The sequence below is a fragment of the uncultured Pontibacter sp. genome (genome assembly GCF_947495565.1).
Classification (GTDB): Bacteria; Bacteroidota; Bacteroidia; order Cytophagales; family Hymenobacteraceae; genus Pontibacter.
This window is the reverse complement of the sequence record NZ_CANLZM010000004.1, coordinates 70,201-96,344: the sequence shown is the minus strand read 5'-3', so window position 1 is coordinate 96,344 and position 26,144 is coordinate 70,201. Positions and strand designations below refer to the sequence as shown.

Annotated in this window: 22 protein-coding genes; 9 read left to right on the top strand and 13 right to left on the bottom strand. The window is 46.2% G+C overall.

Annotation, left to right across the window (positions count from 1 at the left end):
- Positions 1 to 57 precede the first annotated feature (57 nt).
- The 4 genes from Q1B04_RS06685 to Q1B04_RS06670 all read right to left on the bottom strand — a co-directional run bounded on the left by Q1B04_RS06685 (position 58) and on the right by Q1B04_RS06670 (position 5,305).
- Complete coding sequence (locus Q1B04_RS06685) at positions 58 to 1,245, bottom strand: dipeptidase (RefSeq protein ID WP_299757146.1); 1,188 nt, start codon at positions 1,243 to 1,245, stop codon at positions 58 to 60.
- 288 nt (positions 1,246 to 1,533) lie between these two features.
- Positions 1,534 to 2,337 carry an alpha/beta hydrolase gene (locus Q1B04_RS06680; RefSeq protein WP_299757143.1) on the bottom strand — a complete coding sequence of 268 codons (804 nt, stop codon included), beginning with the start codon at positions 2,335 to 2,337 and terminating at the stop codon, positions 1,534 to 1,536.
- A 96-nt stretch (positions 2,338 to 2,433) separates the two neighbouring features.
- Positions 2,434 to 4,722, bottom strand: coding sequence for a S46 family peptidase (locus tag Q1B04_RS06675; protein ID WP_299757140.1), 2,289 nt, complete (start codon positions 4,720 to 4,722; stop codon positions 2,434 to 2,436).
- Between the two features lie 232 nt (positions 4,723 to 4,954).
- On the bottom strand, positions 4,955 to 5,305 hold the full coding sequence (locus tag Q1B04_RS06670; protein ID WP_299757138.1) for a YkvA family protein: 351 nt from the start codon (positions 5,303 to 5,305) through the stop codon (positions 4,955 to 4,957).
- A gap of 300 nt (positions 5,306 to 5,605) precedes the next feature.
- Here Q1B04_RS06670 and Q1B04_RS06665 point away from each other — a divergent pair, with 300 nt between their 5' ends.
- Positions 5,606 to 6,151, top strand: a complete 546-nt coding sequence (locus tag Q1B04_RS06665) for an SRPBCC family protein (protein WP_299757135.1) — start codon at positions 5,606 to 5,608, stop codon at positions 6,149 to 6,151.
- A 105-nt stretch (positions 6,152 to 6,256) separates the two neighbouring features.
- Here Q1B04_RS06665 and Q1B04_RS06660 read toward each other — a convergent pair whose 3' ends face one another.
- On the bottom strand, positions 6,257 to 7,690 hold the full coding sequence (locus tag Q1B04_RS06660) for a PhoH family protein (RefSeq protein WP_299757133.1): 1,434 nt from the start codon (positions 7,688 to 7,690) through the stop codon (positions 6,257 to 6,259).
- A gap of 288 nt (positions 7,691 to 7,978) precedes the next feature.
- On the opposite strand from Q1B04_RS06660, the gene Q1B04_RS06655 reads away from it, so the two are divergent.
- The gene (locus tag Q1B04_RS06655; RefSeq protein WP_299757131.1) at positions 7,979 to 8,461 is read left to right on the top strand and encodes a hypothetical protein; all 483 of its coding nucleotides are present in this window, start codon (positions 7,979 to 7,981) and stop codon (positions 8,459 to 8,461) included.
- An 86-nt stretch (positions 8,462 to 8,547) separates the two neighbouring features.
- Here the strand turns inward: Q1B04_RS06655 and Q1B04_RS06650 are convergent, their stop codons facing one another.
- Complete coding sequence (locus tag Q1B04_RS06650; RefSeq protein WP_299757129.1) at positions 8,548 to 9,168, bottom strand: ATP-binding protein; 621 nt, start codon at positions 9,166 to 9,168, stop codon at positions 8,548 to 8,550.
- Between the two features lie 195 nt (positions 9,169 to 9,363).
- Entirely contained in the window at positions 9,364 to 9,735 is a 372-nt protein-coding gene (locus Q1B04_RS06645) for a DUF3127 domain-containing protein (protein WP_299757127.1), read from the bottom strand.
- A gap of 177 nt (positions 9,736 to 9,912) precedes the next feature.
- On the opposite strand from Q1B04_RS06645, the gene Q1B04_RS06640 reads away from it, so the two are divergent.
- A complete protein-coding gene (locus tag Q1B04_RS06640; RefSeq protein WP_299757125.1) occupies positions 9,913 to 10,845 on the top strand; it encodes an isoaspartyl peptidase/L-asparaginase family protein in 933 nt (310 codons plus the stop codon).
- A 51-nt stretch (positions 10,846 to 10,896) separates the two neighbouring features.
- On the opposite strand, the gene Q1B04_RS06635 is transcribed toward Q1B04_RS06640, so the two are convergent.
- Positions 10,897 to 11,790 (bottom strand): cyanophycinase, encoded by an 894-nt coding sequence (locus tag Q1B04_RS06635; RefSeq protein WP_299757123.1) that lies wholly within the window; start codon positions 11,788 to 11,790, stop codon positions 10,897 to 10,899.
- Positions 11,791 to 12,110: 320 nt separating this feature from the next.
- Between Q1B04_RS06635 and Q1B04_RS06630 the strand changes: the two genes are divergently transcribed.
- The gene (locus Q1B04_RS06630; protein WP_299757121.1) at positions 12,111 to 12,602 is read left to right on the top strand and encodes a ferritin-like domain-containing protein; all 492 of its coding nucleotides are present in this window, start codon (positions 12,111 to 12,113) and stop codon (positions 12,600 to 12,602) included.
- 155 nt (positions 12,603 to 12,757) lie between these two features.
- Here the strand turns inward: Q1B04_RS06630 and Q1B04_RS06625 are convergent, their stop codons facing one another.
- Positions 12,758 to 14,656, bottom strand: coding sequence for a M1 family metallopeptidase (locus Q1B04_RS06625; protein WP_299757118.1), 1,899 nt, complete (start codon positions 14,654 to 14,656; stop codon positions 12,758 to 12,760).
- Between the two features lie 329 nt (positions 14,657 to 14,985).
- Between Q1B04_RS06625 and Q1B04_RS06620 the strand changes: the two genes are divergently transcribed.
- The 5 genes from Q1B04_RS06620 (at position 14,986) to Q1B04_RS06600 (ending at position 21,220) form a co-directional block, all read left to right on the top strand.
- Positions 14,986 to 16,725, top strand: a complete 1,740-nt coding sequence (locus Q1B04_RS06620) for a L,D-transpeptidase family protein (protein WP_299757116.1) — start codon at positions 14,986 to 14,988, stop codon at positions 16,723 to 16,725.
- 51 nt (positions 16,726 to 16,776) lie between these two features.
- Positions 16,777 to 17,316 (top strand): plastocyanin/azurin family copper-binding protein, encoded by a 540-nt coding sequence (locus tag Q1B04_RS06615; protein WP_299757113.1) that lies wholly within the window; start codon positions 16,777 to 16,779, stop codon positions 17,314 to 17,316.
- A gap of 179 nt (positions 17,317 to 17,495) precedes the next feature.
- Entirely contained in the window at positions 17,496 to 18,836 is a 1,341-nt protein-coding gene (locus Q1B04_RS06610; RefSeq protein WP_299757111.1) for a DUF2254 domain-containing protein, read from the top strand.
- A gap of 71 nt (positions 18,837 to 18,907) precedes the next feature.
- Entirely contained in the window at positions 18,908 to 20,299 is a 1,392-nt protein-coding gene (locus Q1B04_RS06605; protein ID WP_299757108.1) for a TIGR00341 family protein, read from the top strand.
- Between the two features lie 99 nt (positions 20,300 to 20,398).
- A complete protein-coding gene (locus Q1B04_RS06600; protein ID WP_299757106.1) occupies positions 20,399 to 21,220 on the top strand; it encodes an ion transporter in 822 nt (273 codons plus the stop codon).
- Here Q1B04_RS06600 and Q1B04_RS06595 read toward each other — a convergent pair whose 3' ends face one another.
- The 4 genes from Q1B04_RS06595 to hemF all read right to left on the bottom strand — a co-directional run bounded on the left by Q1B04_RS06595 (position 21,221) and on the right by hemF (position 26,059).
- Positions 21,221 to 22,156, bottom strand: coding sequence for a DUF4249 domain-containing protein (locus Q1B04_RS06595; protein WP_299757103.1), 936 nt, complete (start codon positions 22,154 to 22,156; stop codon positions 21,221 to 21,223). It abuts the gene before it with no gap.
- 4 nt (positions 22,157 to 22,160) lie between these two features.
- Entirely contained in the window at positions 22,161 to 24,473 is a 2,313-nt protein-coding gene (locus Q1B04_RS06590) for a TonB-dependent receptor (protein ID WP_299757101.1), read from the bottom strand.
- Positions 24,474 to 24,581: 108 nt separating this feature from the next.
- On the bottom strand, positions 24,582 to 25,157 hold the full coding sequence (locus Q1B04_RS06585) for a phosphatase PAP2 family protein (protein WP_299757099.1): 576 nt from the start codon (positions 25,155 to 25,157) through the stop codon (positions 24,582 to 24,584).
- Positions 25,157 to 26,059, bottom strand: a complete 903-nt coding sequence (hemF, locus tag Q1B04_RS06580) for an oxygen-dependent coproporphyrinogen oxidase (protein ID WP_299757097.1) — start codon at positions 26,057 to 26,059, stop codon at positions 25,157 to 25,159. Before hemF ends, Q1B04_RS06585 begins: the two co-directional genes overlap by 1 nt.
- Positions 26,060 to 26,144 lie beyond the last annotated feature (85 nt).

The window sequence follows — 26,144 nt, the reverse complement described above, 5'->3', positions numbered from 1 at the left end:
CAGTATGACCGGGAAGTATAACTCATAAAAAAACAGAATATACCTTATCAGTTAAATTTACTCGGCGTTAGCTTTGAAAACCCGTAAAAAGTTGCCGCCTAATATCTTCTTAATGTCAGCCTCACTATAACCTCTGGCTAGTAATTCTTTGGTAATGAGTGGGAAATCCTGCACACCGTCCAGTTGCTGAGGAGCTGAGGTAATGCCGTCAAAATCGGAGCCTAAGCCTACATAGTCAACACCTACCAGTTTAACAATATGATCGAGATGATCTAGCAGCAGCGAAAGGGGAGGCCGCAGGTTCTGAACGTCTGTCGGATATGTTTCCGCCAGAAAATCCATGATGGCATCATTATTCCAGCCTTTCGTTTTAAGAGAATCAATCTCATTTTTATGAGCCTTTTGAAAACGATTTACGCGCGGCACAAACTCAGGATCTAAAAAGCCGGAAAAGAAATTAAGATGGATAACGCCTCCGTTTTTAGCGACAGCTTTTATTTGCTTATCGGTAAGGTTTCGGAACACCGGATTTATCTGATGCACGCAGCTGTGTGATACTAGTACGGGCTTCTTCGTGACTGCCATTACATCCCAGAAAGTTTTACTGCCTACATGGCTTACGTCTACCATCATGCCCAGTTCGTTCATGCGGCGCACAACTTGCTTCCCAAAACTAGTCAGGCCTTTTTTGGCAGCCGGTAACTTGCCGGAAGTTTCATCCATGGCGGAGGTGGCCCAAGGGGTTGAGTTGTTCCAGGTAAGCGTCAGGTAACGCGCCCCGCGCTTATGCAGCTGCTCTAGCTTCTCCAAATCACTTTCAATCATGTGTCCGCCTTCCACACCAATCAGGGCTGCCAGCTTACCTTCCTCAACGGCCTGCTGTATATGCCGCGCATTGGTGGCCAGCATCATTTTGTCGGGGTTCCGCTTTACAATAGCCCCCAGCGAATCAATCTGCTGGATTGCATACTTGAAAGTGCCGGTTTCATCACTCCACACCGAAAAAAACTGGGCATCCACACCACCCACTTTAAAACGCGCCAAATCCGAGTGAGTGCGGCCGCTGAGATCTTTGCTAATATCTAAGCCATCCATTACCGCTATCAGCACATCGTTGTGTGTGTCAACCAGTATTGCCTCTTCGTGAAGCTGTTTATAATCCTGAGCTGCGGAGGACTTAGCACACAAGGCAAAAACCAACGCTGCACTTATACTTAAGTATACCTGACGTTTTTTCATCATCATCTGATAGATTTATACTTGCAACCAGTTTAGCCATACTTTAGCAAACCAGTGTTTTCTTAAATTAATAGTTTTTAGGCTTAATCCCTCATTGTTTTCACTAAATATCAAGCCACAGGCATTGAGCCTGTTTAGAATTTATTCATTGCACTCCCTGCCCTTGCAGCGTGTTTTCACCAGCAAGATTAACTACACCCGCCATTGTTGGTGAAAAACACCAACAATGGCGGGTGTAGGCCCTATAACCAATAAATCTAAACAGCTTCATTTTAAAAATACTGACTGTTCAAATTATCGTAATCGGTTAATAAAGTCAGTTGAATGTTGCAGCACATCAACCTCAGCTTCGCGGTGCGGCGTGTGGCCAATCTTAGGTATGATTAACTGGTTCGCAGGACCCTGTACCTGCTGCACAATGTCTTCCACCTGCGCCAGTGTGCCGTATTCATCTGCTTCACCTTGTATAACCAAAACCGGACAAAATAGGGCAGGCAAAAAAAGTTCTATATTCCAATTGCGGTAACCCTCTGATAGCCACGTCTCCGTCCAAGCATTAAAAACATCATCTGTTTTATCTTGATGATACTTCATAAGCTTCTCCCGCAGGTTTGTTTCTTTATAGGCTGCTACGGCTAGTCTTATGCCAGCCAACGTTACATCTTCTACAAACACATGCGCCCCTTCAGTTATGACCCCGGTAATTAATTTTGAATACTTTGCCGCCGCCAGCAACGCTATACTGCCTCCGTCTGAGTGGCCAAACAGAATGGCGCTTTTTACCTGTTGCTGCTCCAGCAAGTTGTGCAGCACATCCGCCTCACGCTCCAGATAATCATGATCGCGCTTTAAGGTTGTGAATGGAGCTGATTCGCCATAGCCTTGCCTGTCGTACACCAATGCAGTGCATCCGGTTGCCATTGCTAACTTCTCCGGGAAATCGCGCCATAGCTTTATGCAGCCCAAGGAATCATGCAGAAATACAAGTATAGGTCTGTCTGCTGCACCCTCAGGTGCTGAATTAATCCACTTAAGCTTCAGCGTGACATTATCCAGTTGTACAAAGTTCTCTTTAAAATTCAGGGTGGTATGGGGCATTCTAAGTATGCTAAATGATTCTCAAAATACGAAGAGGAGCCGTTAAAACAAAAATCCCGCCTGAGGCTTCAGGCGGGATTTTTATACTTGTAATATTTAATAAGCAGTGGCCTCGGCCTTTGCTTTCTTCTTTTTCCGGTCTTTCTTCTTGTCCTTTTTAGAAGACTGCTCTGTTTCCTTTTTACGGGCATCCACCTGCGCTAAACCTGAGGTGTCATCCGTCACCAGCGTCATTTCTTCTACCAGGTGGCCTGCTCCGGCAAATTTATCGACAATGAAAAGCATATAGCGTACATCCACAGAGATATTGCGAACCTGATCTGGGTTGTAAACAATATCACTCATCGTGCCTTCCCAGTTACGGTCAAAGTTAGTACCGATCAGCTGCCCGTTTGCATTGATAACAGGAGAGCCTGAATTACCGCCTGTGGTATGGTTGGAAGCTATAAAAGCAACCGGCATTTTGCCGTCTACGCCGTAACGGCCGTAATCCTTTTTCTCATACAGCTCGCGTAGCTTGGCAGGTATGGCATAATCTTCAGCCACGCCAGAGGCGGCTTTCTCCATCACGCCCTCTAAAGTAGTATAGTAGGTGTACTGCACCCCATCCAAAGGCTTGTAAGGCTCTACTTTACCGTAAGCGACACGCAGGGTGGAGTTAGCATCCGGGTAGAAGTTTTTATCCTGCTGCATCTCGCGCAAACCGGCCATGTACATACGGTACAAAAGGTTTAGGTTCTCGTTAACCGTGGTATAAGTCGGCATTACATTCACACGGTAATATTCTGCTATGCTGTTTGCCAGCTCAAAAGCAGGATCGTTAGCAATGGAGTTTTTACCTTGCTTGGCGTCGGCCAACAGCTTCTTAACGCCAGCCTCTGATGCAAACGCTGATCTGTTGAATACTTCATCAGCGTATTTCTCGAAGTTACCTTTATACTTAGTACGAACCATCTTGAACGCCTCCGGGTGCAGCTTAGCATCGATGTTACTATAGTAAAGGTCCAGTAATGCCGCGAATACTTTCTTATCAGAAGGTGCGTGGTAATCTTTAAAGAAGCCGGAAGAGTAGTTTTCCAGCTTTGTCACCTGTGCATTTATATCGCTTTGAGGAGCTTTTTGCGCCAACATGCTCTGCAGCGTTGTAAAGTTGTTTGCCAGCTTCACAATCTCTACTCCAAAGGCTGCCTCATTAATATAGTCTCTTGAGATGGTTATGCCTTCCAGTGCATTGTAGTTTTTCTCAAAATCAGAGAGCAGGTTTCCGTACTTGGCTTTGCGACCTGCATCGGCAGCCACCCATTGCGCAAACTGCTGCTCCAGCTGCTGCTTTTCTGCAATAGCGTTGGCTTTACGGATGCCACGGTTTTCGCCGATCCACTTTTTCCAGTAATTGGCTATGCTGGCGTATTTAGCCGCATACTTTATGCGCACATCATCAGAGGCTTTCATATCCTTATCCAGGATGTTGAGCTTTGTTTCGCGGATGTTGATTTTAGCTGGGTTAGAAACTTCGTAAATCTCTTGCACAGCCTGCGATGTCAGGTACTCATTGGTACGGCCCGGGAAACCAAAAACCATGGTAAAATCACCTTCCTGAATGCCGTTTAGCGAGATTGGCAGGTGATGCTTTGGCTTGTATGGTTTGTTGTCGGGCGAGTACTCCGCTGGCTCATTGTTCGGGCCTGCGTAAATACGGAAAATGGAAAAATCGCCGGTGTGGCGCGGCCACATCCAGTTGTCAGTGTCGCCTCCAAATTTACCGATCGAGGAAGGTGGCGCACCAACCAGACGTACATCTTTAAATGTTTCGGTGATGTACATGTAATACTCGTTGCCATAAAAGAACGGCTTGATAACGGCACTGTAGTGCGTACCGGCTGTCGCCTCTTTGCCTACTTTAGAGATGTTGCGCTGGATAATGGACTCGCGTGCTGCCTCTGTTTCTGCCGCCTCCGTACCAGCAAGAATCTGCTTGGTTACGTCTTCCATGCGTACAATAAAGGTAGCTGTCAGACCTGGGTTAGGCAGTTCCTGCTCCCGGTTCATGGCCCAGAAACCTTCTGTAAGGTAATCGTTTTCTACTGTGCTGTGCTGCTGTACCTGGCCATAGCCGCAGTGGTGGTTGGTGAGTAGCAGGCCTTCTGCAGAGATCATCTCGCCGGTGCAGAACCCTCCAAAAGAAACAATCGCGTCTTTTAAGCTGGACTGGTTCACGTTGTAGATATCATCCGCCGTGAGTTTCATGCCCTTGTTTTGCATCTGGGCCTCATTTAGCTGTTTCAGAAGCATTGGCAGCCACATGCCTTCATCAGGGCGAGCAGTTGTTATGCCAATACTAAGCAAAGCAGCCGCAAAAAAAGATAATATGCGTTTACTGATCATGTAATGTATAGATTGGTTAGTTTTTAATGCTTAAAGTTAACCATTTTACTTTATTGAATTTCAACAACAGGCTTTAAGTGCGCTGCAAACTGACCGGCAAGTATAAATTCGCGCTTTAAATTGATACTATGCTTGTTCATATTTTATATGTAAGCTCAAGATGGAGAAGACATAAAAAAAGCATCCCTCTGTTCAGGATGCTTTAAAATATTTTTAAGAGACCAAACTTCTGTTAAAAGCGGCCGATATTTTCGTAACTGATTTGGGTTTCCCACTCGCGGTACTTGGCTATTTCTTTACTGAACGCATCCACAAACCACGCCATCAAGCTAATATCATCCATCAAGCCGATTACTGGTATAAAATCAGGAATAATATCCAGGGGTGTAACAAGGTAGAGCAGTACAGCCACACCAATGGCCATTGATTTTTTTGAAACGTCTCGGTAGTCTCCCTTAATGTAGGCTCTGGCCATGCGCATAAACGTCAGCATCAGGCTCTTTAGCTGCTGAAACCCTGTTTCGTTGTCATTTACATCTACCAGCTTATTATAAGCAGTTGTCAGCAACAGCCCAATTTTCATTGGTTTAGAGAGCAAGGCACCTGCTTTACCTGTAAACTTTTTGAAGATAGGGTTTTGGGAGTAGCTATATCCTTTTTGTATCCAATCTTGTAGCATAAAGCATTTTCTATTTAATATCTTTTAATCCACTGTACGTGTATCGCCTGTTAAAAGCTGCCTTTATGCCATGTGGCCGCCTTATCAATTTAAAATTAACAAATATTTTCTAACAGTAATGCTTGCTTTGGTGACTTAACCTCCTTAAAATTGACACTTTATAGCCTGCAATAATACCAACCTCACCAACTTGCCATCTTACATATGAAATTGCTCAGAATCATGCTCATAGCGTTGCCCTGCACAGCAGCTGCATTTTTCGGTGCCGCATACTTTCTGCCTTCCAAGATTGAGGTGCAGCGGTCTATACATCTGCAGCAGTTACCGGAGGATATTTACCCTTTCCTGAACAACCCTACCGAATGGGAGAACTGGAGCGTGCTGAACAAGCTGAACGACCCCAGCATGATCCATCTGTACGGCGGACCTATGCAGGGCAAGGGTGCCCGTCTGCAATGGAGCGGCGACAGGGTAGGCAGCGGTCAGCTGTTGTTTACAGAAAGTATAGAATCTCACTCTCTAATCTACAAGCAAAGCGACTCAAGCGACTCTACAACCACTTTAGGCACGTTTATACTAACACCGAACAATGGCGGCACACAGCTAGTATGGCGGCAGCAGGCAGTTCTAAAGCAAACGCCGCTTTCCAAAATGTATGGCTTGTGGCACAAGTATAAGATGCAGCAGGAGGTGGAGCAGGGTTTAGTGGGGCTTCATAAACTGCTCCAAAGCAAGAAGATTAAAATTTAGTATTTTTAGTGTAGCTACTGTACTAAATAAGTATAAACATCAGCAGGGGCCGCGGTATTAACCAACTGCGGCCCCTGCTGTTATATAAGTATAAAAGTTAAAGCGCTACAGCAGTTCATTTGCCAGGTTGGCCAACTCCGACCGTTCGCCTTTTTGCAGGGTGATGTGCGCGTACAGCGGGTGGTTTCTAGCCCTGTCAATCAGGTAAGAAAGGCCATTACTTTGCGAGTCCAGGTAAGGCGTGTCAATCTGATAAACATCACCGGTGAAGATGATTTTAGTGTTCTCGCCGGCTCTGGATATAATGGTTTTTACCTCGTGGGGTGTCAGGTTCTGCGCTTCATCCACTATAAAGATGATGTTAGACAAACTACGGCCACGTATATAAGCCAGCGGTGTAATCATCAGTTTTTCCAGTTCCACCATTTCGCGCAGCCGCTGGTACTCTTTGCTGGTTTCGGGATACTGGTTTTGAATATACTTAAGGTTATCCCAAAGCGGCTCCATGTAGGGGTTAAGCTTCGATTTGATGTCTCCGGGAAGGTAACCGATATCTTTGTTGCTGAGCGGCACCACCGGACGCGCCAGGTAAACTTGTTTGTATTCACGGCGTTGCTCCAGCGCGCTGGCAAGCGCCAGTAGAGTTTTACCGGTGCCTGCCACTCCCTGTATACTAACTAATTTGATGTGTGGGCTGGTAAGGGCATGCAGGGCGAAAGCCTGTTCGGCATTGCGGGGCTTTATGCCGTAGGCAGTTTGCTTATCTACCCGCTCCAGCCGCTTTTCAGTTGTGTTGTAGTAAGCTAGCACAGAGTTCTTAAAGCTCTTTAGCACAAAAAAGTGATTGTCCTTTGGACTAGCCGAGAGTACTTTATCTGCATCGCAAAAGCCGTGTTCATACAGCTCGTTAATAGCGGCGGCAGGCGCATCCTCTATGGTATCGCAACCAGTATAAAGATCCGCTACATCCTGAATCTTACCTGTTTCATAGTCTTCTGAAATTATATTCAGAGCACGTGCTTTCAGGCGCAGATTTATATCCTTGGTTACGAGCACTACACGGTTATGAGGCTTTTCCTGCTGCAGCTTAAGAGCTGAGTTCAGGATGTGGTGGTCGTTCTTATCTCCGAAGATATTTACTGCATCCACTCCAGAAGTGGAGCTGTTCATCAGCACTTTAAAGCTGCCCTTGTTTTTACCGTTCAACGGAATCCATTCCTGCAGTTTATGCTCCGCAGACAGCTTGTCTATAAAACGGATAAACTCCCGGGCCTCAAAGTTTTTAATATCATTGCCTTTCTTAAAGTTATCCAGCTCCTCCAAAACCGTAATCGGTATGGCTACATCGTGTTCCTGAAAGTTACGGACAGCGCTGTGATCATAAAGTATAACGGAGGTGTCTAACACGAAAATCTTGTTTCCGTTTTCTCCCGTGGTTTTTCCTTTTGCTGAGGCGGGTTTGGTGGTTGGTGATTTGCTAACGGCAGCTTTGCGCGTGGTTTTGCCGGTTACGCTGGTTTCTGTTGTTGCTTTAGGCATAAGCGTGGGGTTAGGGTGAAACCTTGTTTTAGAAACTCTTAAAAGCGCAGCGTGTATAAATGCGGCTTTGATCTTGTTTACGATATATTTCAAGCCAAGGACGAAGTTCTATAGCCGCTGTAGCAGCAGAAGCTATTGCCTGAAATCCGCTAAGAATTCAAGTCACACTATATAGTGTTGAATAATAGAGCATTAAAATTAGAATTATAATAAACTAAAGATTTAGTTGTTCGTAAATGTTTTTATATTTTTCTTTAAGTATAGAAGAGAATATATAAATGATAAGATATGGACCTGCCGCGAATCATCAGCCTTTTCATACTTTTAAACCTGCCTTTGCTAGCCTTTGCGCAAGAGACTGCATCTAAAAAGATAAAGGCTGACAAACAGGGATTCTTATTTTGGAAGGTAAACAGATTTGATAAGCATGGCAAATTCCATCGGCGCTGGAAAGTATATGTAGACGAGCAGCTAGTGAGAAATGGACGTTTTAAGCATGGAATAGAAGTCGGAAAATGGAAATACTATTACCCTAATGGCAGCCTATTTATGGTGGAGCGATACAACAGACGGAATAATATTATTCTAATTGAGAAATTCCATGAGAACGGGAACATAGCTAGAAAAGGTACTGCCCGGATAATAAGAACGCCTACACAAGAGCACTATTTTTGGTTTGGAGAATGGCAGGTATATGATGAGCAGGGGAGTTTATCGCATACAGAAACCTACCGTAGCGGAAAACTGGTGAGTAGCAGCAAATCAGAATAAAAGACAGTTTTTTAAACTGGAGTTATACTTTATAATTTACAATTTATACTTTCAAGAAAGCTTATGCTTTAGAAACGGTGCTGCTGCTAGACCAGGGTATAAAAATCTTCTTTCTCTTTATCATGAAGAAGCAAATACCCATGTATGACAAGCTTTACCAAGGTACTGTAAGCTCGGCGCTCGGAAAGGTTGGCCATTTTCATGAACTGGCGCAGCGTAATGCGCGGGTGCAGCCGCAAGTACTCCAGCACTGCTTCCTCGTGTCGGTTTAAAGGAAGTGTTTCGAATGTTTCAGGCGCCTGCGCAAGCGTTTTGTTTACCATTCTGCTGGTTTGCACGCTCGTATCTTTAACACGGACATAGCCACGCCAATCGTCTTCGCTTAGTTTGGCGAAATGCGGTTTATTCTTACTCTCTGGTATCACTACTTTCAGCACCACCCTGTCTTCCTGATCCACTTCCTCATACTGCACCTGCACCGGCGGATCGCAGTAAAAATCTGCCGCTAGCTGCAGCGTATGCTTTTCTTCTTCGGGGTCCACGCCGCATACATAGCCATTATCCTTCACGCCCACCAGAATAACACCGCCCCGAGTATTTGCAAAAGAAACCAACGTACGGGCTATTTTTTCGGGTTTAGTGATGCGCTGCTTGAAGTCAACTGTGTCGTTTTCGCCTTCCCAGATCAGGCGCTGTAATTCGTCCATAGTGGTAGTAGATTGAGATGCTTTACAGATGCTATTTACTATAACTGAACCCAAAGGCTTAAGTTTCCGCTTGCAGCTGTTATAAAGCGTATTGCTCTGCTCATACTTTATAACTGAGTTTTAGCTGGGGGTTAAAAAAAAGCGAGCCCGTTAAGGCCCGCTTTCAAGTATAGTTCTGATAAAAACCGCTGTTGGTTAGAACGGCAGGTCGTTATCCGCATCGCTGCTGTAAAAAGACGGCGCATCTTGCTGAGGGGCAGCAGCTCCGGGAGCACCGCCAAAGTCATTCGCCGCTGGCTCCATTCTCCAGGCCTGCAGGTTGGTAAAGTACATCGTCTGACCGTTTTTGGTGAAAGGCTTGCCTGTAAGGTTAAAAGTTACCTTCACCTCATCGCCGCTCTTGTAAGAGTCAAGCAGGTTGCATTTGTCCTGCGTCAGCTGAAACTTTACGTATTGCGTGTAAGAACCATCCGGAATCTCCAGAACAAACTCGCGCTTTCTAAATTTATCGCTGATCTGTTGCTCCTCAAAGATTTCGTACAGCTTACCTTGGATATCAAAAGACATAATGAAATAAGTTAATGTGGTTGTTTTTACTACTCACAAAGGTAACTGTTTTTCCCCGGAATTAGGTTCTTTTAGAGGCTCCATTTAAACAAAAATGGGTAGAGCAGGAGCGTAGTTAAACAGCCGCAGCAATATTGGCGTAGAGGGTAAGCAAACTACAATATAAGTACAAGCAGCATGCAGAAAACAGCAATAGCCATACATGGCGGAGCCGGAACTATCACCCAGGCCACACTCTCAGCAGAGCAGGACATAGCCTACAAAGCAGCTCTGAAAGAAGCCGTGGAGGCGGGGCACCAGGTATTGGCAGCGGGCGGAACAGCTTTAGAGGCAGTAGAATTAGCAGTAGTGTACCTGGAAGACTCACCGTTGTTTAATGCCGGCAAAGGCTCAGTTTTCACCAAAGAGGGAAAGCATGAAATGGACGCCTCCATTATGTGCGGCAAAACGCTGGAAGCGGGCGCTATAGCGGGCGTCAAAAGTATAAAAAACCCTATAAAACTTGCCAGTGCCGTCATGCTGCACTCAGAACATGTCATGCTGAGCAGCTATGGTGCAGAAGAGTTTGCGCTGGCTTACGGAATAGAGTTTGCTCCTGAAAAATACTTTTTTGACAAGTATAGGTATGAGCAGTGGAGCGAGGTGCGGGACTCGGATATTTTTATGCTGGATCACACGGAGCAGCGCGATGAAAAATTTGGGACAGTAGGTGCTGTTGCTGTAGACCAGGCAGGAAATGTAGCTGCCGCGACCTCTACCGGAGGCATGACCAATAAACGTTACAACCGTATTGGGGATACGCCGATTATAGGCTCGGGCACCTATGCCAATAACCGCACCTGCGCCATCTCCTGCACCGGCCATGGGGAATTTTTTATGCGCGCCGTAGTAGCTTATGATGTATCATGCCTGATAGAGTACAAAGGCTATACTTTACGACAAGCTTGTGACGAGGTGGTGATGAAGAAACTGGTGGCGTTTGGTGGAGAAGGCGGGCTAATCGCCGTATCAACAGCAGGAGAGGTGGCTATGCCTTTTAATTCTGAGGGAATGTACCGAGCCAGTAAAGTGGCGCAGCAGGAGACTTTCGTAGAGATTTATAAAAGGTAAGATACTAATTCCGGGCACAACTAAAGGAACTGCTTTACCTGCTGCTACTTATCAGCGGTTCAGTTCCTGTAGTTGTGCCAGATGGTAAGCCTCTTCGCTCTGGTAAAATCTTCGGGAGTCCATGTCAAACAGGTTGCCTTTGGCCAGCACATGCATCACCATATGGTCAATAGCCACGGGTCGGCCTGCGTCAACATCGTTAATATTAGTATACTTTACATCGTGCCCATCTACCACCACCACCAAGTTAGAGCCGATTGTCTCAATCATGTGCCCTTCGGTTATCAATACGCCGGTATCCTCGCCCAAGCCGATGCCGATTGTTTTGGGATGCGTTACCACAGCCTCCATCAAGCGCCCAAATCGCCCGCGAATTACAAAGTGAGTGTCAATTATTACCCCGTTTATCAGGTGTAGCCCGCGGCCCATTTTTATAGCGCCTTTCAGCAACGACTCTGTGGCACTTCCTCCTTTAATCATTTCCTTAGACATGGCCATGGCCCCGGCGCTGGTACCGGCTATAATAAAATTCTCGTTCTGGTAACGGTTCTTGAGAACGTCTAGAATCTCTGTGTCCAGGAACATGCGGGTAATCCGGGATTGGTCACCGCCGCTAAACATAATTCCGTCACACTTTTTTACCCGCTCAATATATTCCGGAATAAGCGCGTCTTCCTCTGTTCGGATGTGCATCAACTGCACGTTCTCAACGCCAAGAATACCGAAAGCACTGGTATAACGCTCGCCTACCTCCTCTGGAATCATAGAGGCTGTGGTTACCACTTCTATGTGGGGGTTTTTAACCGGAATTTCTTTCAGGAAACGCTTCAGTATGCCTAGCTCAAAAAAATCAAGGTAGTATTTTCTCTTAGACTTTGGGTTGGGGTAACTGCCTTTATCTTCGTTTCCGCCTATTGCAATTAGTTTTCCTTTAGGTGTATCCACGGGTGATTGAATCTGTTTATGCTCGTAATTCTATTTACCACTGCACATAAGAGTATATGTACAGTATGATTACAGCTTTTAGCTAAAATCGTTTCAATTTACACAAAGTATGATGGTTTGCTGCTAGCTGACACCTTAAGTATTGCTTGGTTTATATCTAGCTATATATAATAAGTTATATTTAATAATGCGGTTGCAGTTAATTTTAATGCGTTAGCAAATAAAAAATCATATCTCTAAACCCGGCTGGTATCAGCCCGTATAGTAGGTCTGTAACAAGCGAGAAGCTTTTGCAAATTAACGCGTAACCTTTCCAAGCTATGAAACTAAACAACTTAAAGGATCTCCTGATCCACGAACTTAAAGACATTTATAATGCTGAGCAGCAAATTACAAAAGCGCTCCCTAAGATGATTAAAGCAACATCTTCTGACAAATTAAAGATGGCATTTGAGGACCACCTGAACGTGACTGAAAAGCAAATTGAGCGACTTGAAAAAGTGTTTGATCTGATAGGTGAGAAGGCGAAAGGAGAGAAATGCAAAGCCATGGAGGGCATCATTAAAGAAGCTGACTCCATGATGAGCGAAAAAGCGGATGCCAGCGTAATGGATGCTGCGCTTATAGCCTCTGCACAGCGTGTGGAGCACTATGAAATAGCAGCCTACGGTACAGTTTGCACATATGCAAAGCAATTGGGTATGGATGATGTGGTGAAACTGCTAGTGGAGACGTTGAACGAAGAAAAACAAACAGACGAACAACTAACCATGATTGCAGAGAAATCAATTAACCTTAAAGCTGAAAAATAACCGATAAGATATGTTTGGAAGGCTCTGTACCTTCGCCTGGCTCCACCAAGCAGGTCAGAAGGTCACAGAGCTTTCTGTTTTTCCGTGGATACCAACAAAAAGCGGCTGCCATACTTTGGCAGCCGCTTTTTGATTTTACAGTGTATACTTTGCTGCTATTTCAGCATTTCATCTAAAGTAACAGTAGATACAGCGTGATAATTTGGCCTTGCTCTGGCATAAATCTCAAGCGCCTTCTTTTTGCCCTCCGGAGTAGCCGCCAGCGCTTTGTAGATAGGCACCAGAAACTTGCGTCGGCCAACATTGGTCAGGAAAGTATTTAACGCTTTGTCTGCTGTAGTGTAATTATTGCGGATAGCATGTATAAACCAGGCAGCCAGCACCTCGGAGTTGCCGGAATTGGTAAAGTTAAAGGCCTTGTCCAGATCAGCCAACTGCTGCTGGCTCATGTTTTCCGGTAACATCCGTATAAAGTGCAGCCATTCGTGGCTCGACCAATCCTGCGTGTTGAGCTGTGCTGCTGGCTTGCCGTCTTTCCAGTCTTGGTAGGCTTTCTCTACTTTCGCAAATCTTGTGCTGGTAGGAGCTTCAAACCCTTCTGGAAGACCTGGTGAGTATACCCATCCTTCAATATTAATCTGCTCAGCCAGTTCTTCGTCACCTTTAATCAGTTCAGTGCGCAGGAAATTTAGAAACTTGTCCGTATCCGTGCTTTGAAATGCGAAGGTGTTAAAATAGTTGTTGATGAACTCGTCGAAACGCTCTCGCCCTACGGCTTTCTCGATGTTCTGTAAAAAGAAATTTCCTTTTTCATAAGCGATATCCGTCAGTCCTTCATCAGGGTCGCGGCCTTCCAGGTCCAGCTTCAGGCGGGTGTCCTCGTTTTCTGGCCCGATATCGTTTATGGTGCTCATCATGTCCTGATAGCCCAGAACATTTAACATCGCGGCATAATCTTTCCCGTAAATTTCCTCCATAATACGGCGCTCAAAGTATACGGTAAAGCCCTCGTTCAGCCAGAAATCATCCCAAGTGCCGTTGGTTACCAGGTTGCCGCTCCAGCTGTGGGCCAACTCATGAGCGATCAGACTGGTAAGGGAGCGGTCTTTTGCCAGTACGGTAGGCGTTACAAAAGTCAGGCGCGGGTTTTCCATCCCTCCAAACGGAAACGACGGCGGCAGCACCAGCAGGTCATATCGGTCCCATCTGTACTTTCCGTAAATCTTTTCGGCAGCTGTCAGCATTTTATCCATCTCTGCAAACTCGTAAGTAGCAGCTTTGATGGTGGCAGGCTCTGCGTAAATACCGGTTTGGGGGCCAATCTTTTCAAACACCAGATCACCAACGGATAAGGCCATTAAATAAGACGGGATCGGCTGCTTCATCTCAAAAGTATAAACGCCTGTCGCATTTTTCTCCACCGGGTTTTCTGCACTCATCACAGCCAGCAGCTCCTTCGGCACTTTTACTGTAGCGTTATAAGTAATCCTTATACCGGGGCTGTCTTGGATCGGAATCCAGGTGCGGGCAAGTATAGCCTGCGACTGCGTGAAGAGAAACGGATGCTTTTTGCCAGCTGTTTGCTGCGGGTTTAGCCATTGCAGGGCGGCGGCATCGGGAGATGTTTTATACTTTACAGTTACCTTTTTAGTATCAGGCTTGATGTTGACGGTAAGCGGGCGCCCCAAAAATTCCTTTTCATCACCAAGTGAGAAGGTGGTTTCTTCCATGGCGTCTCCCAAGTATACTTTTTCTACCTGAAGGCCGCGTGTATCAAAAATAATCTGATCTGTTCCGGTTTTGTTTTCGATTAGGTAGGAGGCAGTGCCGTTGAGTATTTTCTGGTCGAAGTTAACCTCAATATCCAGGTCCAGATGCTTTGCCACAGCCTCGGCAGCTTTGGCGTAGCTGTGCACATCGCCCGAGGTTTGCGCAAGGGCGTTTTGTTCAGTTGTCATAGTTTCGTTGTCGTTAGTGGTGGTGGAGGAGCAGGAGGCAAGCTGTAAACTGCCGGCCAAACCGAGTCCTAGTAAGCAACGGTGATAATATTTCATAGGGCTATATATGCTTTTCGACGTAAGATAGGAATTCTGTACGAATTCGGAAAACCTTGAATCCACAACAACCGAACCAAATGTGAAACGCCCTTTGATCATATTTTATACTTTCATCAATGTACTGATCGCTTTACTTTATCCCTAAATCTGCTGGCGTAGGAACAGCTTAAGCATTAAAACATTTTACCTGGTTTTGCAGTACAAAAGGCTAAAATGCGTAATAAAACCTACTCAGCGGCTCCAGTATTGTACTTAAGTAAGAGCTCTTAAAACAGTAAAGTATAAGTTTTAAAAGCTGGAACTAACCTGAGCTAAACAGTTAACATATGAACCCTTATAAAATCAGATTATTTGTTCTGAGTGCCATAGCCCCCGTCCTGCTCGGGATTTCGGGCTGTAACCAGAGCGATGAGAATAAAACCGATTCCGGCGGAATTACAGATATCTTCAAGAAAAAAGAGCTACCGCAGGCAAGCACGGATAGTTTATTCGTCAAGAATTTCATTGCTGAGAAGGATGCTGTTAAGGAACACGAGGACCTGATGTTTAAATTCTACAGCGACCGTGACTACTCGCTGGCTTGGTTCCGTGACAATGACCTGGTGCCGGAGGCGAATAAGTTTCTGCAGGTAATTGACTCATCCTCAGTAGAAGGCCTTAACCCTGACAAATATAAACTTGTAAATTTTAAAGAGCTTTTCCAAAAGTATGAGCAAATAGATGCCCAGGACTCTGCACGCCTGGACCTGCAGCAGCAGATAGATGTCGCTCTTACGGCCTCTTACTTTAATTATGCCTCCGACTTTTACCGTGGCCGTGTAGACCCCACAGCTCAGAATAATGTGAACTGGGAGGTCAAGAAAAATAAGATAAAACTACATAAGGCGCTTCAAACCATTCTGAAAGAGCGCGAAAGCACTTATCCATACTATGAATTTGAGGCACTGCATGCCGGCTATACCAGGCTCCGCGATGCACTGCAGGATTATAGAAGTTTACAGGACAAGGGCGGCTGGCCAAAAGTGGAGTTAGGCAACAGAAAGACACTGCAGAAAGGAGACACGGCACAGGCTGTAGCAACCATCCGCAAACGCTTAAACCCTAACCTACAAATTGATCCAAAGGACAAGCGCCTGTGGTTGTTTGATGATAAGCTTGACAAGCAGGTAAAGAATTTCCAGATGTTGAACGGCCTTGCAGAGGACGGTGTTGTAGGCGGGAACACGCTTGCCACTATGAATGTGCCGCTGGAAGAGCGCATCGAGCAGATCATGATTAACATGGAGCGCTGGCGCTGGATACCGAAGCGCATGGTGCCCAAAAACCTTGATCAGAAGTATATCTGGGTTAACATTCCGGAGTATAAACTTTATATCTACGAAGACCCTAACAACGACCCGGAAGCTGAAAGAGCTTATAAAGAAGTGATGAGCATGCGTGTGGTTGTAGGTAAAACAATGAACGCAACGCCTATTTTCAGCGAGAAATTAGAGTATGTAGTGCTGGCGCCTTACTGGAATGTGCCCAACAGTATTGTTGCGAAAGAAATTAAACCTAAAATGCTGCGCAACCCCGGCTGGCTTAACACTCAGAACATGGAGATCGTGACGAAGGAGCGAGACCCTAAACCGATTTCGCCGTCTTCAATTGACTGGGCAAATGTAACGGAGAGTAATTTCCAGTACATGGTGCGCCAGAAGCCGGGACCGAAAAACTCTTTAGGCCAGATTAAATTCTTATTCCCTAACGAGCACGCCATATACTTGCACGACACACCGGCCGATGCCCTGTTCAGCCAGACCACCCGAAACTTTAGCCATGGCTGCGTACGCCTGGAAAAACCAGTGGAGCTTGGCAAGTATGTGCTGCAGAATATGCCGGAATGGGATGAGGACCGCATCAGGCAGACCATTAACGGCGGCGAGGAAAAATGGGTAACGTTGCCGAAAAAAATCCAGGTATACTTGGTATACTTTACAAGCTGGGTTGATGAAGAAGGCAATGTTCATTTCAGGGAAGACCTTTATGGACACGATAAGAAGCTGAAGTCAGAATATTTTGGATAGCATGAACTGTGGCAGCCAATACGGTTGCCACAGTTGTTATAAAATAGTACCATGAGAAATTTATTTGCAAGCATACTGCCCTTTATGCTACTGCTCTGGAGCTGCAGCCCACCAGAAACTGAGGGAGAGCCAGAAGCAACTGCCTCTGGAAGAGACACTGCCACAGCATCCAGCGCGCCGCTGGTGGAGCCAAAAGACACCACACTGCAGGAGGTTCAGCACCTGGAACTGCGCGCCTTAGGGAACACGGTAGAAGAAATCAGGTATAGCAAAGACACTTTAGAGGCTAAAGCCGGCGCATTAATTAAACTAACTTTTATAAACCAAGGCATTGACATGCCCATGGTGCATAATGTTGTCATTACAGCTCCGGGCAAGTATAAGCAAGTGGCGCTTGCCGGTGCTAACGTGGGTGCGTCTGGAAATTACGTTCCCGATAGTAAGGCTGTTATTGCGGCTTCTCCAATGGCCTTGCCCGGCCAGACAGTAGAGATAGAATTTACGGCACCCTTAAAACCAGGGCTGTATGATTTTGTCTGTACTTACCCCGGCTATTGGAAGAGAATGAATGGCGTAATGATTGTGAAATAGTTGCTACTGAAGATGATCAGTTACACAACTTGTTCAGCATCAACGCTATTATAAGTATAACAAAACCAGAAGGGCAGGCTGCAACACAGCCTGCCCTTCTGGTTTATAACCTCAGCCAACGAATACGAGTAATAGCAAACAGCCACAAAACGTATCATCAGCTACCACAACCAATATTTATGGATAAAATATTTAGCCGAATCAAGTTCATTTATCAATACATTATATCAAGTTTAGGGTTTATACCTACGGTTATTTCGCTGGCTTTCTTTCTTTTGGCTATTTTGATGCTTTATCTCGAAACCACGGGGCTGAGCGTGACATTAAAAGAAACCCTTCCTTTCCTGATCATCAGCAACGGAGAGACAGCCCGACTTATACTTAGCACAATTGCCACTGGCGTTATTTCGCTCACGGTTTTCAGCTTTACAATGGTGATGCTGGTGCTAAACCAGGCTGGCTCTAACTTTTCTCCTCGAGTTATTCCGGGGCTAATTACTTATAAGGCTAACCAAACTGTAACAGGTCTTTACCTCGGCACCCTGATTTATACATTGGTGGTGATGGTAAACGTGCGGTCAGAGTTTTACAGCGTAGACTTACCCGGTTTTGCCATATTTCTGTCTATGGCGTTTGCTATAGCCTGCCTGGGCTTCTTTGTGTACTTCATACATTCTATTTCAGAATCCATTCAGATAGAGAGTATATTAGAAGGCATTTATAACATTACCGTAAGCCAGTTGGAGGAAGAAATTGAGCGTGATAAAGGCACTAACATGCCGAACATATTTAATCAGAAGGACTGGTTATACTTGAAAAGCCCCAAAACCGGATACGTGCAAAGCCTGGATCAGGTGGCTGTCATGAAGTTGCTGATGGAGTTTGACGTTGTGCTTGATTTTGAATACCCCTTGGGCAGCTTTCTGGTGGAGGGAATCCCGTTTGCCCGCATCAACAAAAGGGTGGAGAACATGGATGAGTTTACAGACCGCCTGTTCGACCACGTTAACTTTTTCAGGGAAGAGCGACCGGGCATCAACTATATCTTTGGGTTTAAGCACATCACAGAAAGTGCGGTTAAAGCTCTCAGCCCTGGTATTAACGACCCCGGCACTGCCATAAAAGCTATTGATTACCTTACAGCCCTGTTTGCCAAACGCATGCAGCTTACAGACGAAAAAATTTTATATGATGATGACGGAGCAGGGCGAGTTCGCTTCAAACACCAGACTTTCAAAGATATCTACGCTATTTGCCTTACTCCCTTGCGTTTGTATGGCAAGCAGAACAGCATACTTGTGCTAAAGATGCTGCTGCTCTTGCAAAGCCTGCTGCACAAGGTTAAACCATATCCGCACTTGCTACCGGTGCTGCACCAGGAGGCTGTGCTGTTGCTGCACGATGCAGAGGAGGCGATCCTAAACCCCGGCGATAAGCAGAAAATAAATCTTCTTGTAAACCAGATAAATAAGATGGATGTGATGGACAAATTACTGCCAACCCTGAAAGGTGCGCATTAGGCGCTGTGGTTAAAATGCTTAATTTTGCAGCCTTACATTATTATAGTATGCTGCTAAAATCCTTAAAAGCAATGCTGAGTAATATCTTAAATATTCAGCATGAGACCGATGAAGAAGGCACAATCCGTGAGATAAACGATAAAATCCCGATCAGGGGCAATAACACCTGGATGCTCATCTGCTCGGCAATGCTTGCTTCTATTGGCCTGGATACCAGCTCCGGTGCAGTGATTATCGGAGCCATGTTAATTTCCCCGCTTATGTCGCCTATACTTGGCGTGGGGCTCTCGGTGGGTATCAACGACCGCGAAATGCTGATAGACTCTATTAAGAATCTGGCTTTGGCTGCGGCTGCAGGATTAATTGTGAGTACTTTATACTTCAGCGTAACACCGCTTGGGGAGCCTACCAACGAACTGCTGGCCCGGACAACCCCGACTCTTTTAGATGTAGGTGTAGCCTTTTTTGGCGGAGTGGCCGGTATCGTTTCCATCTCACGGGCTGATAAATCTAATGCCATACCTGGAGTTGCCATTGCCACAGCCCTCATGCCGCCGCTCTGCACGGCTGGTTACGGTTTAGCTGTAGGCCGGTATGATTTCTTTTTCGGTGGATTTTACCTGTTTTTCATAAATGCGGTCTTTATCAGCCTGGCCACTTACATGATTGTGAAGTACCTTCACTTTCATACAAAAGCATACGTAGATCAGGCCAAGCAGAAACGGGTTGCGCAGGCTATGGTGGCGGTGCTGGTAATTGTGGTGCTGCCAAGCGTCTACTTCCTCTACAACATTTACAACGATGTAAAAACGAAGAAGCAGATTGAGCAGCTTATCATCACGGATTTTAAAGAACGCAATAACGAAATCATAAAATGGGAGTTGCAGCCCGGCGATTCTCTGCGTTACATCAAAATCTATAGCGTAGGAAAGCAAGTGGACGAAAACCTGGTTAACTACTACGATGAAGTATTGGCCCAAAACAAGCTCGGCAAGTATAAAGTGAAGCTGGTGCAGCTGGATGTGTCGCCGGAGGAGGTGCAGAAAATCGCTTACGACATTACCAACAACATGACCCAGGACCTCTTGAAGACGCTGGAGCTGCAGAAACTGCAGGAGCAACACACCGACAGTTTGCGGAGGCGCCAAAATCTAGAGGTTAATGGCAGCGCGACCAGCGACCTGAGGATGCTTTTTCCGGAAATACAAAAAGTACAGGTTGGCGATATGGTAAGCACTACGAACCCCGCCAAACCTGATACAATAACATTAGTGATGATTGATTGGAGAGAGCAACAGCAACCAACTGTTCAGGAAACGGTAGCCAAAGCAAAACCAGCCGCTAAAAAACCAGTAAAGCCGAAGTTACAGGCCAAGCAGGTGCAGGAGTATGAAAACCGCATCAAAGGCTACCTCAGCTACAAATTGCAGCGAGACTCCGTACAGGTTATCTCCACTTTCTAGTACTACTGCAGCTTTAGCTTTTAACTAATTATATATTAAGCAATTAAGCTTTATCGGCAGATTTCCGTAACAACTATAAACTATATATACACTTGCCTGATGCCAACTAAAAGCGATGTAAGAAGGAAAATGTTTCGCATTATATTTGAGGCTGATACAAGTGCCGGAAAAGCTTTTGACGTCCTGTTGCTCGTACTGATTATTGCAAGTGTCATAATCGTATCGCTGGAAAGTATTGTAGCCTTACGCCGCAATTACCTGACGCTGTTCCTGACTATGGAGTGGGTGTTTACGATTCTGTTTACAATAGAATACATTCTACGCATCTATAGCACACCAAAACCCTTAAAGTATGTTTTCTCATTTTTCGGTATTGTAGATTTACTCTCTATTATCCCGACTTACATGAGCCTTTTCATAGTCGGATCGCAGTACCTGCTGGTGGTAAGGGTGCTACGCCTGCTGCGTATCGCTCGAATTTTTAAATTAACCAGGTTCATCAACGAAGGGCAGGTGCTGTCGTCTGCTTTACGAGCTAGCGCTACTAAAATCCTTATTTTTATAGGCACAGTGGTGCTCCTGATCGTCATTATAGGGTCTACCATGTATATTATTGAGGGTGCTGCCAGCGGTTTTACCAGCATCCCAACCAGCATTTACTGGACTATTGTAACGCTCACGACGGTAGGCTATGGAGATATTGCGCCTCAAACGGCTCTTGGCCAGATAGTGGCTAGTTTTGTGATGATTATGGGCTATGGGATTATCGCTGTGCCCACAGGCATCGTTACCGTAGAAATGTCCCGGAGCGAGAGGCAGATGACTCCCACACGGGTATGCCCGAATTGCCACCAGGAAGGACACCCCAACAACGCGTACTTTTGCTTCAACTGCGGCTATAAGTTCGACAGAAGCGCTTAATCAATCAATTATGATAGTATGATACGTTACGGCGTAACCGCCCCATATACCTAAGCCGCCTGTAATATTGGACTGCGTAATGTTGGGAGATGAAATGGGGCTGCCGTTATTCAGTTGCTCATTTTCCAAGGTAAACCAAAAGCTGTAGTGGGGGCGGTCTATGGCTGCCCAGCGTACAGTTACAGTATCGCCTTTGCCGAAGTAGCCGTACAGGTCCTCATTTACCTCGGGTTGACCTTTCGGCTCACCACGGTCCAGGGGATAATCTATTGTAGCGCCGTTCACAAACTCATCCGTAAACACAGAAGCCAAAAGCCCAGGGTAAAACGGCTCCTGGTTGCGTTTGGTAAAATACCGAATGTAATTCCCCAGCGTGTCCGGGTCATTGTAACGATAGTAGAGCTGGCGCAGACTATCTTCTTCGGGATTAGGGTGCGGTATCGTCCAAAGAGAATCTATCGGGTTTAAGTGAGGAATGGTAGTAGAAGAAGTAAGGGTTTTACCTTGATGGCTGACCTTCAAATTATAGGTTTTTCCAACTTCTCCGAGCAATTCGTCAGTCGTATACACGTAAAAGGAAAATCCGCTTGCGCTATTTAACACTCCAGGGCTAAGCCCAAATTGCATTGAAATCACCTGCTTAAGATCTTCTGTAAAAGCAGTTGAAGAAGTTTCTTTTAAAGTATAGCTTTGGTTGTTTACAGTTACGGTTACTTCTGCATCATGCACAAAGCTCTGCTCCAGCACCTCCGCTGAAATGTCAGAGAAAACAGGAACTGTTCTGGTAAGTATGACAATGGGCGGCGCCTGCTGCTCGATATGGCCTTCTACCACCAACTGCTCGTCTCCCTCTGGTATAGCAATGGTAATATCTTCCTCGCAACCTAAAAGGAGCAGAGCGCTTATGAGTGCAAGTATGAGTTTATACTTCAGCATAATTTTACTTCCAGGTAAAGTTTAAGGTAACAGAGGGTAACGGGAATGGCACGATAGATACCTTTTTTGCCTGAAGCTTCACGCTGCCCTCATAGGCGCTGCCCTCATTATCTATGTAGTATAAGTATGGGTTTTTGCGGCCATACACGTTGTAAATTGAAAAGGTCCAGCTGTTTTCTATGTTCTTCCACTTCTTGCCCTGCAGAGTGGCTGAAAGATCCAAGCGGTGCGTTGGCTGCATTCTAAAGCTGTTCCGATCTCCGTACTGGTAGTTTACCGTTCCTTCCAGCAAGTATCGCCGCATTGGTAAAGTAGTAGCCTCGCCGGTGCCATACACAAAGCTTCCTCCAAATATCCAGCGCTCGTTTAACTTATAACTGGCCACGGCAGACAAATCGTGCCGACGGTCATAACGCGCCGGGAAAAGCTCGCCGTCATTAAGGCCAGGGAAAGTGCGGGTGGTGCGGGAAAGGGTATAGCCAAACCAGCCTTGTAAATTGCCATAGTTTTTACGCAGGAAAAGCTCCACACCATAAGATCTGCCGCTGCCGCTCACAAACTCATATTCCAAATCGCGGTTGCTTGGGCCAGGCGCAAAACCCTCTCTGTACTCCAGCTGGTTTTCCAGTTCCTTATAGTATACTTCCACAGAGCCTTCATACTGGTTATCTTTTATACTTTTGAAATAACCCAAGGCATACTGTGTGGCTCGTTGGGGCTCTACCAGTGCCGAGCTAGGCACCCACACATCTAGCGGCAAGGTAGTATAGGCATTGGAAACCAGGTGCAGGTACTGGGCAGATTGAGTATAAGCGGCTTTTAGGGAGGCTGTTTTACTTAAATCATACTTCATGGATACACGCGGCTCCCAGGCATGGTAGGTTTTCACTTTTTCGCCCCGCCCGTAGGTAGCAGAATCCGTCGCAAACTGGTTGTCGTTGAATTGATATAACGTAAATGGCCCCACCTGGGTAAAGTAGCTGTTTCGTAAGCCAAGGCTAAGCAGTAGTCTGTCTGTTAGATGTATATCATCTGAAAAGTAAAAAGCATACTCATGGCCATACTTGGTTCTCAATTGATCCGTTCCGAAGATTTCGCCATTGGCACTTTCCGCCTCACCTGATCTGGGGCGCAGTTTATGATAGGTATAATGCAGGCCATACTGCAGGTGGTGGCGAGCGTTCGGCTTATAGTTGAAGTCCACCATAGCGGTATAGTCTTGCACACCTGTTTCAGCAAGGGTGGCAAATCCGCCAAAATCCCAGCCAAACTCAAAGTCATACTTGCTCAGCACCCCCGACACGTCCATTTCTAACTTATTGCTAAAAGTATGGTTCCAGCGGGCGGTTGCACTGGAATTGCCCCAAAAAAAATCAGCATCGAAGCGCCCATCCGATAGCGTAAATTCTCCTACGTCACGGCCATAGTACCCGCTCAGGTGCAGTCTGTCTTTATCAGAAAGTATAAAGCTTAGTTTGCCGTTGAGGTCGTAAAAGTGGTAAGGCACACCGCCTTGTTCACTATTGTTCAGAAACGGATTCAGCAGCACATCCACATACGTCCGCCGACCTGAAAGTATAAATGATGCCTTGTCTTCCACTAAAGGGCCTTGCACAGAGAGCCTGGAAGAGATTAGGCCGATGCCGCCATCAGCTCTGAAATTCTGGAAATCTCCTTCTTTCATGCCGATATCCAGCACAGAGGAAAGGCGGCCTCCGTACCGAGCGGGCATGTTCCCTTTGATAAGCGTGGTGTTGTCTAAAGCGTCGCTGTTAAAAACGGAGAAGAAGTTAAAAAGGTGGCCCGGGTTGTAAACGGTGGCTTTATCAAGCAGGACAAGGTTTTGGTCGGCACCTCCACCCCGCACATAAAAGCCTGTACTGCCTTCTCCAGCAGATTTCACTCCTGGCATCAGCTGAATAGTCTTCAGTATGTCAACCTCCCCGAAAATAACCGGAAGCGTTTTGAGCGTCTCCAGCGGCAGCTCCAGCTGGCCCATGGCGGCGGTTTCATTAATCGGAGGTTTACGTGCGGCCACAACTTCCACTTCCTGCACCTGATAGGCTGCCGAGTTTAATCGGGTGGTTAAATTAAGGGATTGATTTAGCTGCAGCGGCTGCTCGAAGGTCTTGTATCCGATGTATTTGATAGTGAGCGTGTACATACCTTCCGGAGCGGCAAAGCTATACTTGCCCGAGGCATCTGTAATGGCTCCGGCAGCCGGCCTCTCTTTTAGCACCACAGCGGCTCCCGGAAGCGGCTCACCGGATGTCGCATCCAGCACACGCCCTGACAGCGTGTAAACAGACTGTGCCACAGCTGGTTGCAGGCATAGCAAGCCCAAAAGGGTAATGAAATAGTAGATGAAGCTCCGCAATACGTTCGCTGTTTTAATTATGGTTTAACAGCAGTTGCCGGGAAAGGTTTAGCCTCTGAAGTAGCTGTATCGCTTTATTGAATGACGGTAAACCAGAGAGGCTATGAAAGCTAAAACAGCACCTAAAAGTGCCCCCAGCATTACATCAGCCGGAAAGTGAACGCCAAGGTAGATACGGCTATACGTTACCACCACCGCCCAGGCCACCAGCACCACTTTAAAAATCAGGTAACGGTCTGAAAGTATCAAATTGAAAAAAACTGCCAGCGCAAACGTGTTGGCTGCATGCGAGGAGATAAAACCATACTTGCCGCCGCAGCCCTCCACAATATTTATCAGCTCGGAAAGGGTAGGGTCGTGGCAAGGGCGAAGACGCATAAAGTATGGCTTCATGAGACCGGAGGCAATAAAATCAGCTAAGCCGATGGCAATAACCACGAGCAGCAGCATGGGTATACTTTGCCGGCGGTAGCGCCAAATCAAGTAACCAATAAGGCCCACGTAAAAGGGAATCCATACCAGCTTCTCGGACACAAACACCATCACCGCGTCCCAGAAAGGGCTGTGCATATTGTTCAGGTAAACAAAAACATCCTTATCCAGCTGCTCCAGTGCCTCTATCATTACTTGCCTTCGTTAAGCCAGTCAATATCCTTCTTTAAATAATTGATTGTCTGCTCTTCGGGGCTCCCTGGTTCAGGTTTAAAATTATATACCCAGGAGGCATGTGTTGGCAAGCTCATCAGGATAGACTCAATTCTGCCTTTTGTCAGGAGCCCGAACTTGGTGCCTCGGTCGTAAACCAGGTTAAACTCCACGTAGCGCCCGCGACGGATCAGTTGCCACTGCTTTTCACGCTCTCCGTAAGGCAACTCGCGGTTCTGGTTCATGATAGAAGTATAGAAAGGTATAAAAGCGTAAGCCACATCCTGCACAAAGTCAAACCGGTCTTCCAGGCTTATCTCGTCGGTTGCCATTAACCTGTCGAAGAAAATGCCGCCTACGCCACGTGTCTCGTCCCGGTGCTCATTATAGAAATAATCATCCGCCCATTTTTTAAACTCTGTGTAATAGCTTGGATGGTGCTTATCGCAGACAGCCTTCATCTGCTCATGAAACTCGCGCGCCTGCTTCACATCTACATAAATTGGGGTCAGGTCTATGCCGCCTCCGAACCACGCTTGTCCGTTTCCAGACTCAAAATAGCGCACGTTCATGTGCGTAATAGGCACCATGGGGCTGTGCGGATGCATAACTACCGATACACCTGTGGCAAAATAACGCGGATCAGGCATTTGCAGCGCCTTCAGGAACTGCGGTGAAAGCTCGCCCTGAACAGCAGAAAAGTTAACGCCTCCTTTTTCCAAAACCGTTCCGCCCTCTATAACACGGGAGTTGCCGCCGCCGCCGCCCTCATGCTCCCATACATCGGAGCTGAAGGTAGCGCCACCGTCGCAGGTTTCAAGTGCATGGCAAAGGTCTGACTGAAACTGGCGCATAAACGCCTCAACTTTTTCTCTGAACATTGTTATAGATGCTTGAAGTATGATTTTAGACGTTAGGCACAAGAAAATAGACTTAGTACAAAGTATAAAGCAGCTCTGGCCTTCA

Coding starts and splice junctions, on each gene's coding strand:
- Q1B04_RS06685 (WP_299757146.1), bottom strand. CDS start 1,245: ATGATGATGAAAAAACGTCAGGTATACTTAAGTATAAGTGCAGCGTTG.
- Q1B04_RS06680 (WP_299757143.1), bottom strand. CDS start 2,337: ATGCCCCATACCACCCTGAATTTTAAAGAGAACTTTGTACAACTGGAT.
- Q1B04_RS06675 (WP_299757140.1), bottom strand. CDS start 4,722: ATGATCAGTAAACGCATATTATCTTTTTTTGCGGCTGCTTTGCTTAGT.
- Q1B04_RS06670 (WP_299757138.1), bottom strand. CDS start 5,305: ATGAAAATTGGGCTGTTGCTGACAACTGCTTATAATAAGCTGGTAGAT.
- Q1B04_RS06665 (WP_299757135.1), top strand. CDS start 5,606: ATGAAATTGCTCAGAATCATGCTCATAGCGTTGCCCTGCACAGCAGCT.
- Q1B04_RS06660 (WP_299757133.1), bottom strand. CDS start 7,690: ATGCCTAAAGCAACAACAGAAACCAGCGTAACCGGCAAAACCACGCGC.
- Q1B04_RS06655 (WP_299757131.1), top strand. CDS start 7,979: ATGGACCTGCCGCGAATCATCAGCCTTTTCATACTTTTAAACCTGCCT.
- Q1B04_RS06650 (WP_299757129.1), bottom strand. CDS start 9,168: ATGGACGAATTACAGCGCCTGATCTGGGAAGGCGAAAACGACACAGTT.
- Q1B04_RS06645 (WP_299757127.1), bottom strand. CDS start 9,735: ATGTCTTTTGATATCCAAGGTAAGCTGTACGAAATCTTTGAGGAGCAA.
- Q1B04_RS06640 (WP_299757125.1), top strand. CDS start 9,913: ATGCAGAAAACAGCAATAGCCATACATGGCGGAGCCGGAACTATCACC.
- Q1B04_RS06630 (WP_299757121.1), top strand. CDS start 12,111: ATGAAACTAAACAACTTAAAGGATCTCCTGATCCACGAACTTAAAGAC.
- Q1B04_RS06625 (WP_299757118.1), bottom strand. CDS start 14,656: ATGAAATATTATCACCGTTGCTTACTAGGACTCGGTTTGGCCGGCAGT.
- Q1B04_RS06620 (WP_299757116.1), top strand. CDS start 14,986: ATGAACCCTTATAAAATCAGATTATTTGTTCTGAGTGCCATAGCCCCC.
- Q1B04_RS06615 (WP_299757113.1), top strand. CDS start 16,777: ATGAGAAATTTATTTGCAAGCATACTGCCCTTTATGCTACTGCTCTGG.
- Q1B04_RS06610 (WP_299757111.1), top strand. CDS start 17,496: ATGGATAAAATATTTAGCCGAATCAAGTTCATTTATCAATACATTATA.
- Q1B04_RS06605 (WP_299757108.1), top strand. CDS start 18,908: ATGCTGAGTAATATCTTAAATATTCAGCATGAGACCGATGAAGAAGGC.
- Q1B04_RS06600 (WP_299757106.1), top strand. CDS start 20,399: ATGCCAACTAAAAGCGATGTAAGAAGGAAAATGTTTCGCATTATATTT.
- Q1B04_RS06595 (WP_299757103.1), bottom strand. CDS start 22,156: ATGCTGAAGTATAAACTCATACTTGCACTCATAAGCGCTCTGCTCCTT.
- Q1B04_RS06585 (WP_299757099.1), bottom strand. CDS start 25,157: ATGATAGAGGCACTGGAGCAGCTGGATAAGGATGTTTTTGTTTACCTG.
- hemF (WP_299757097.1), bottom strand. CDS start 26,059: ATGTTCAGAGAAAAAGTTGAGGCGTTTATGCGCCAGTTTCAGTCAGAC.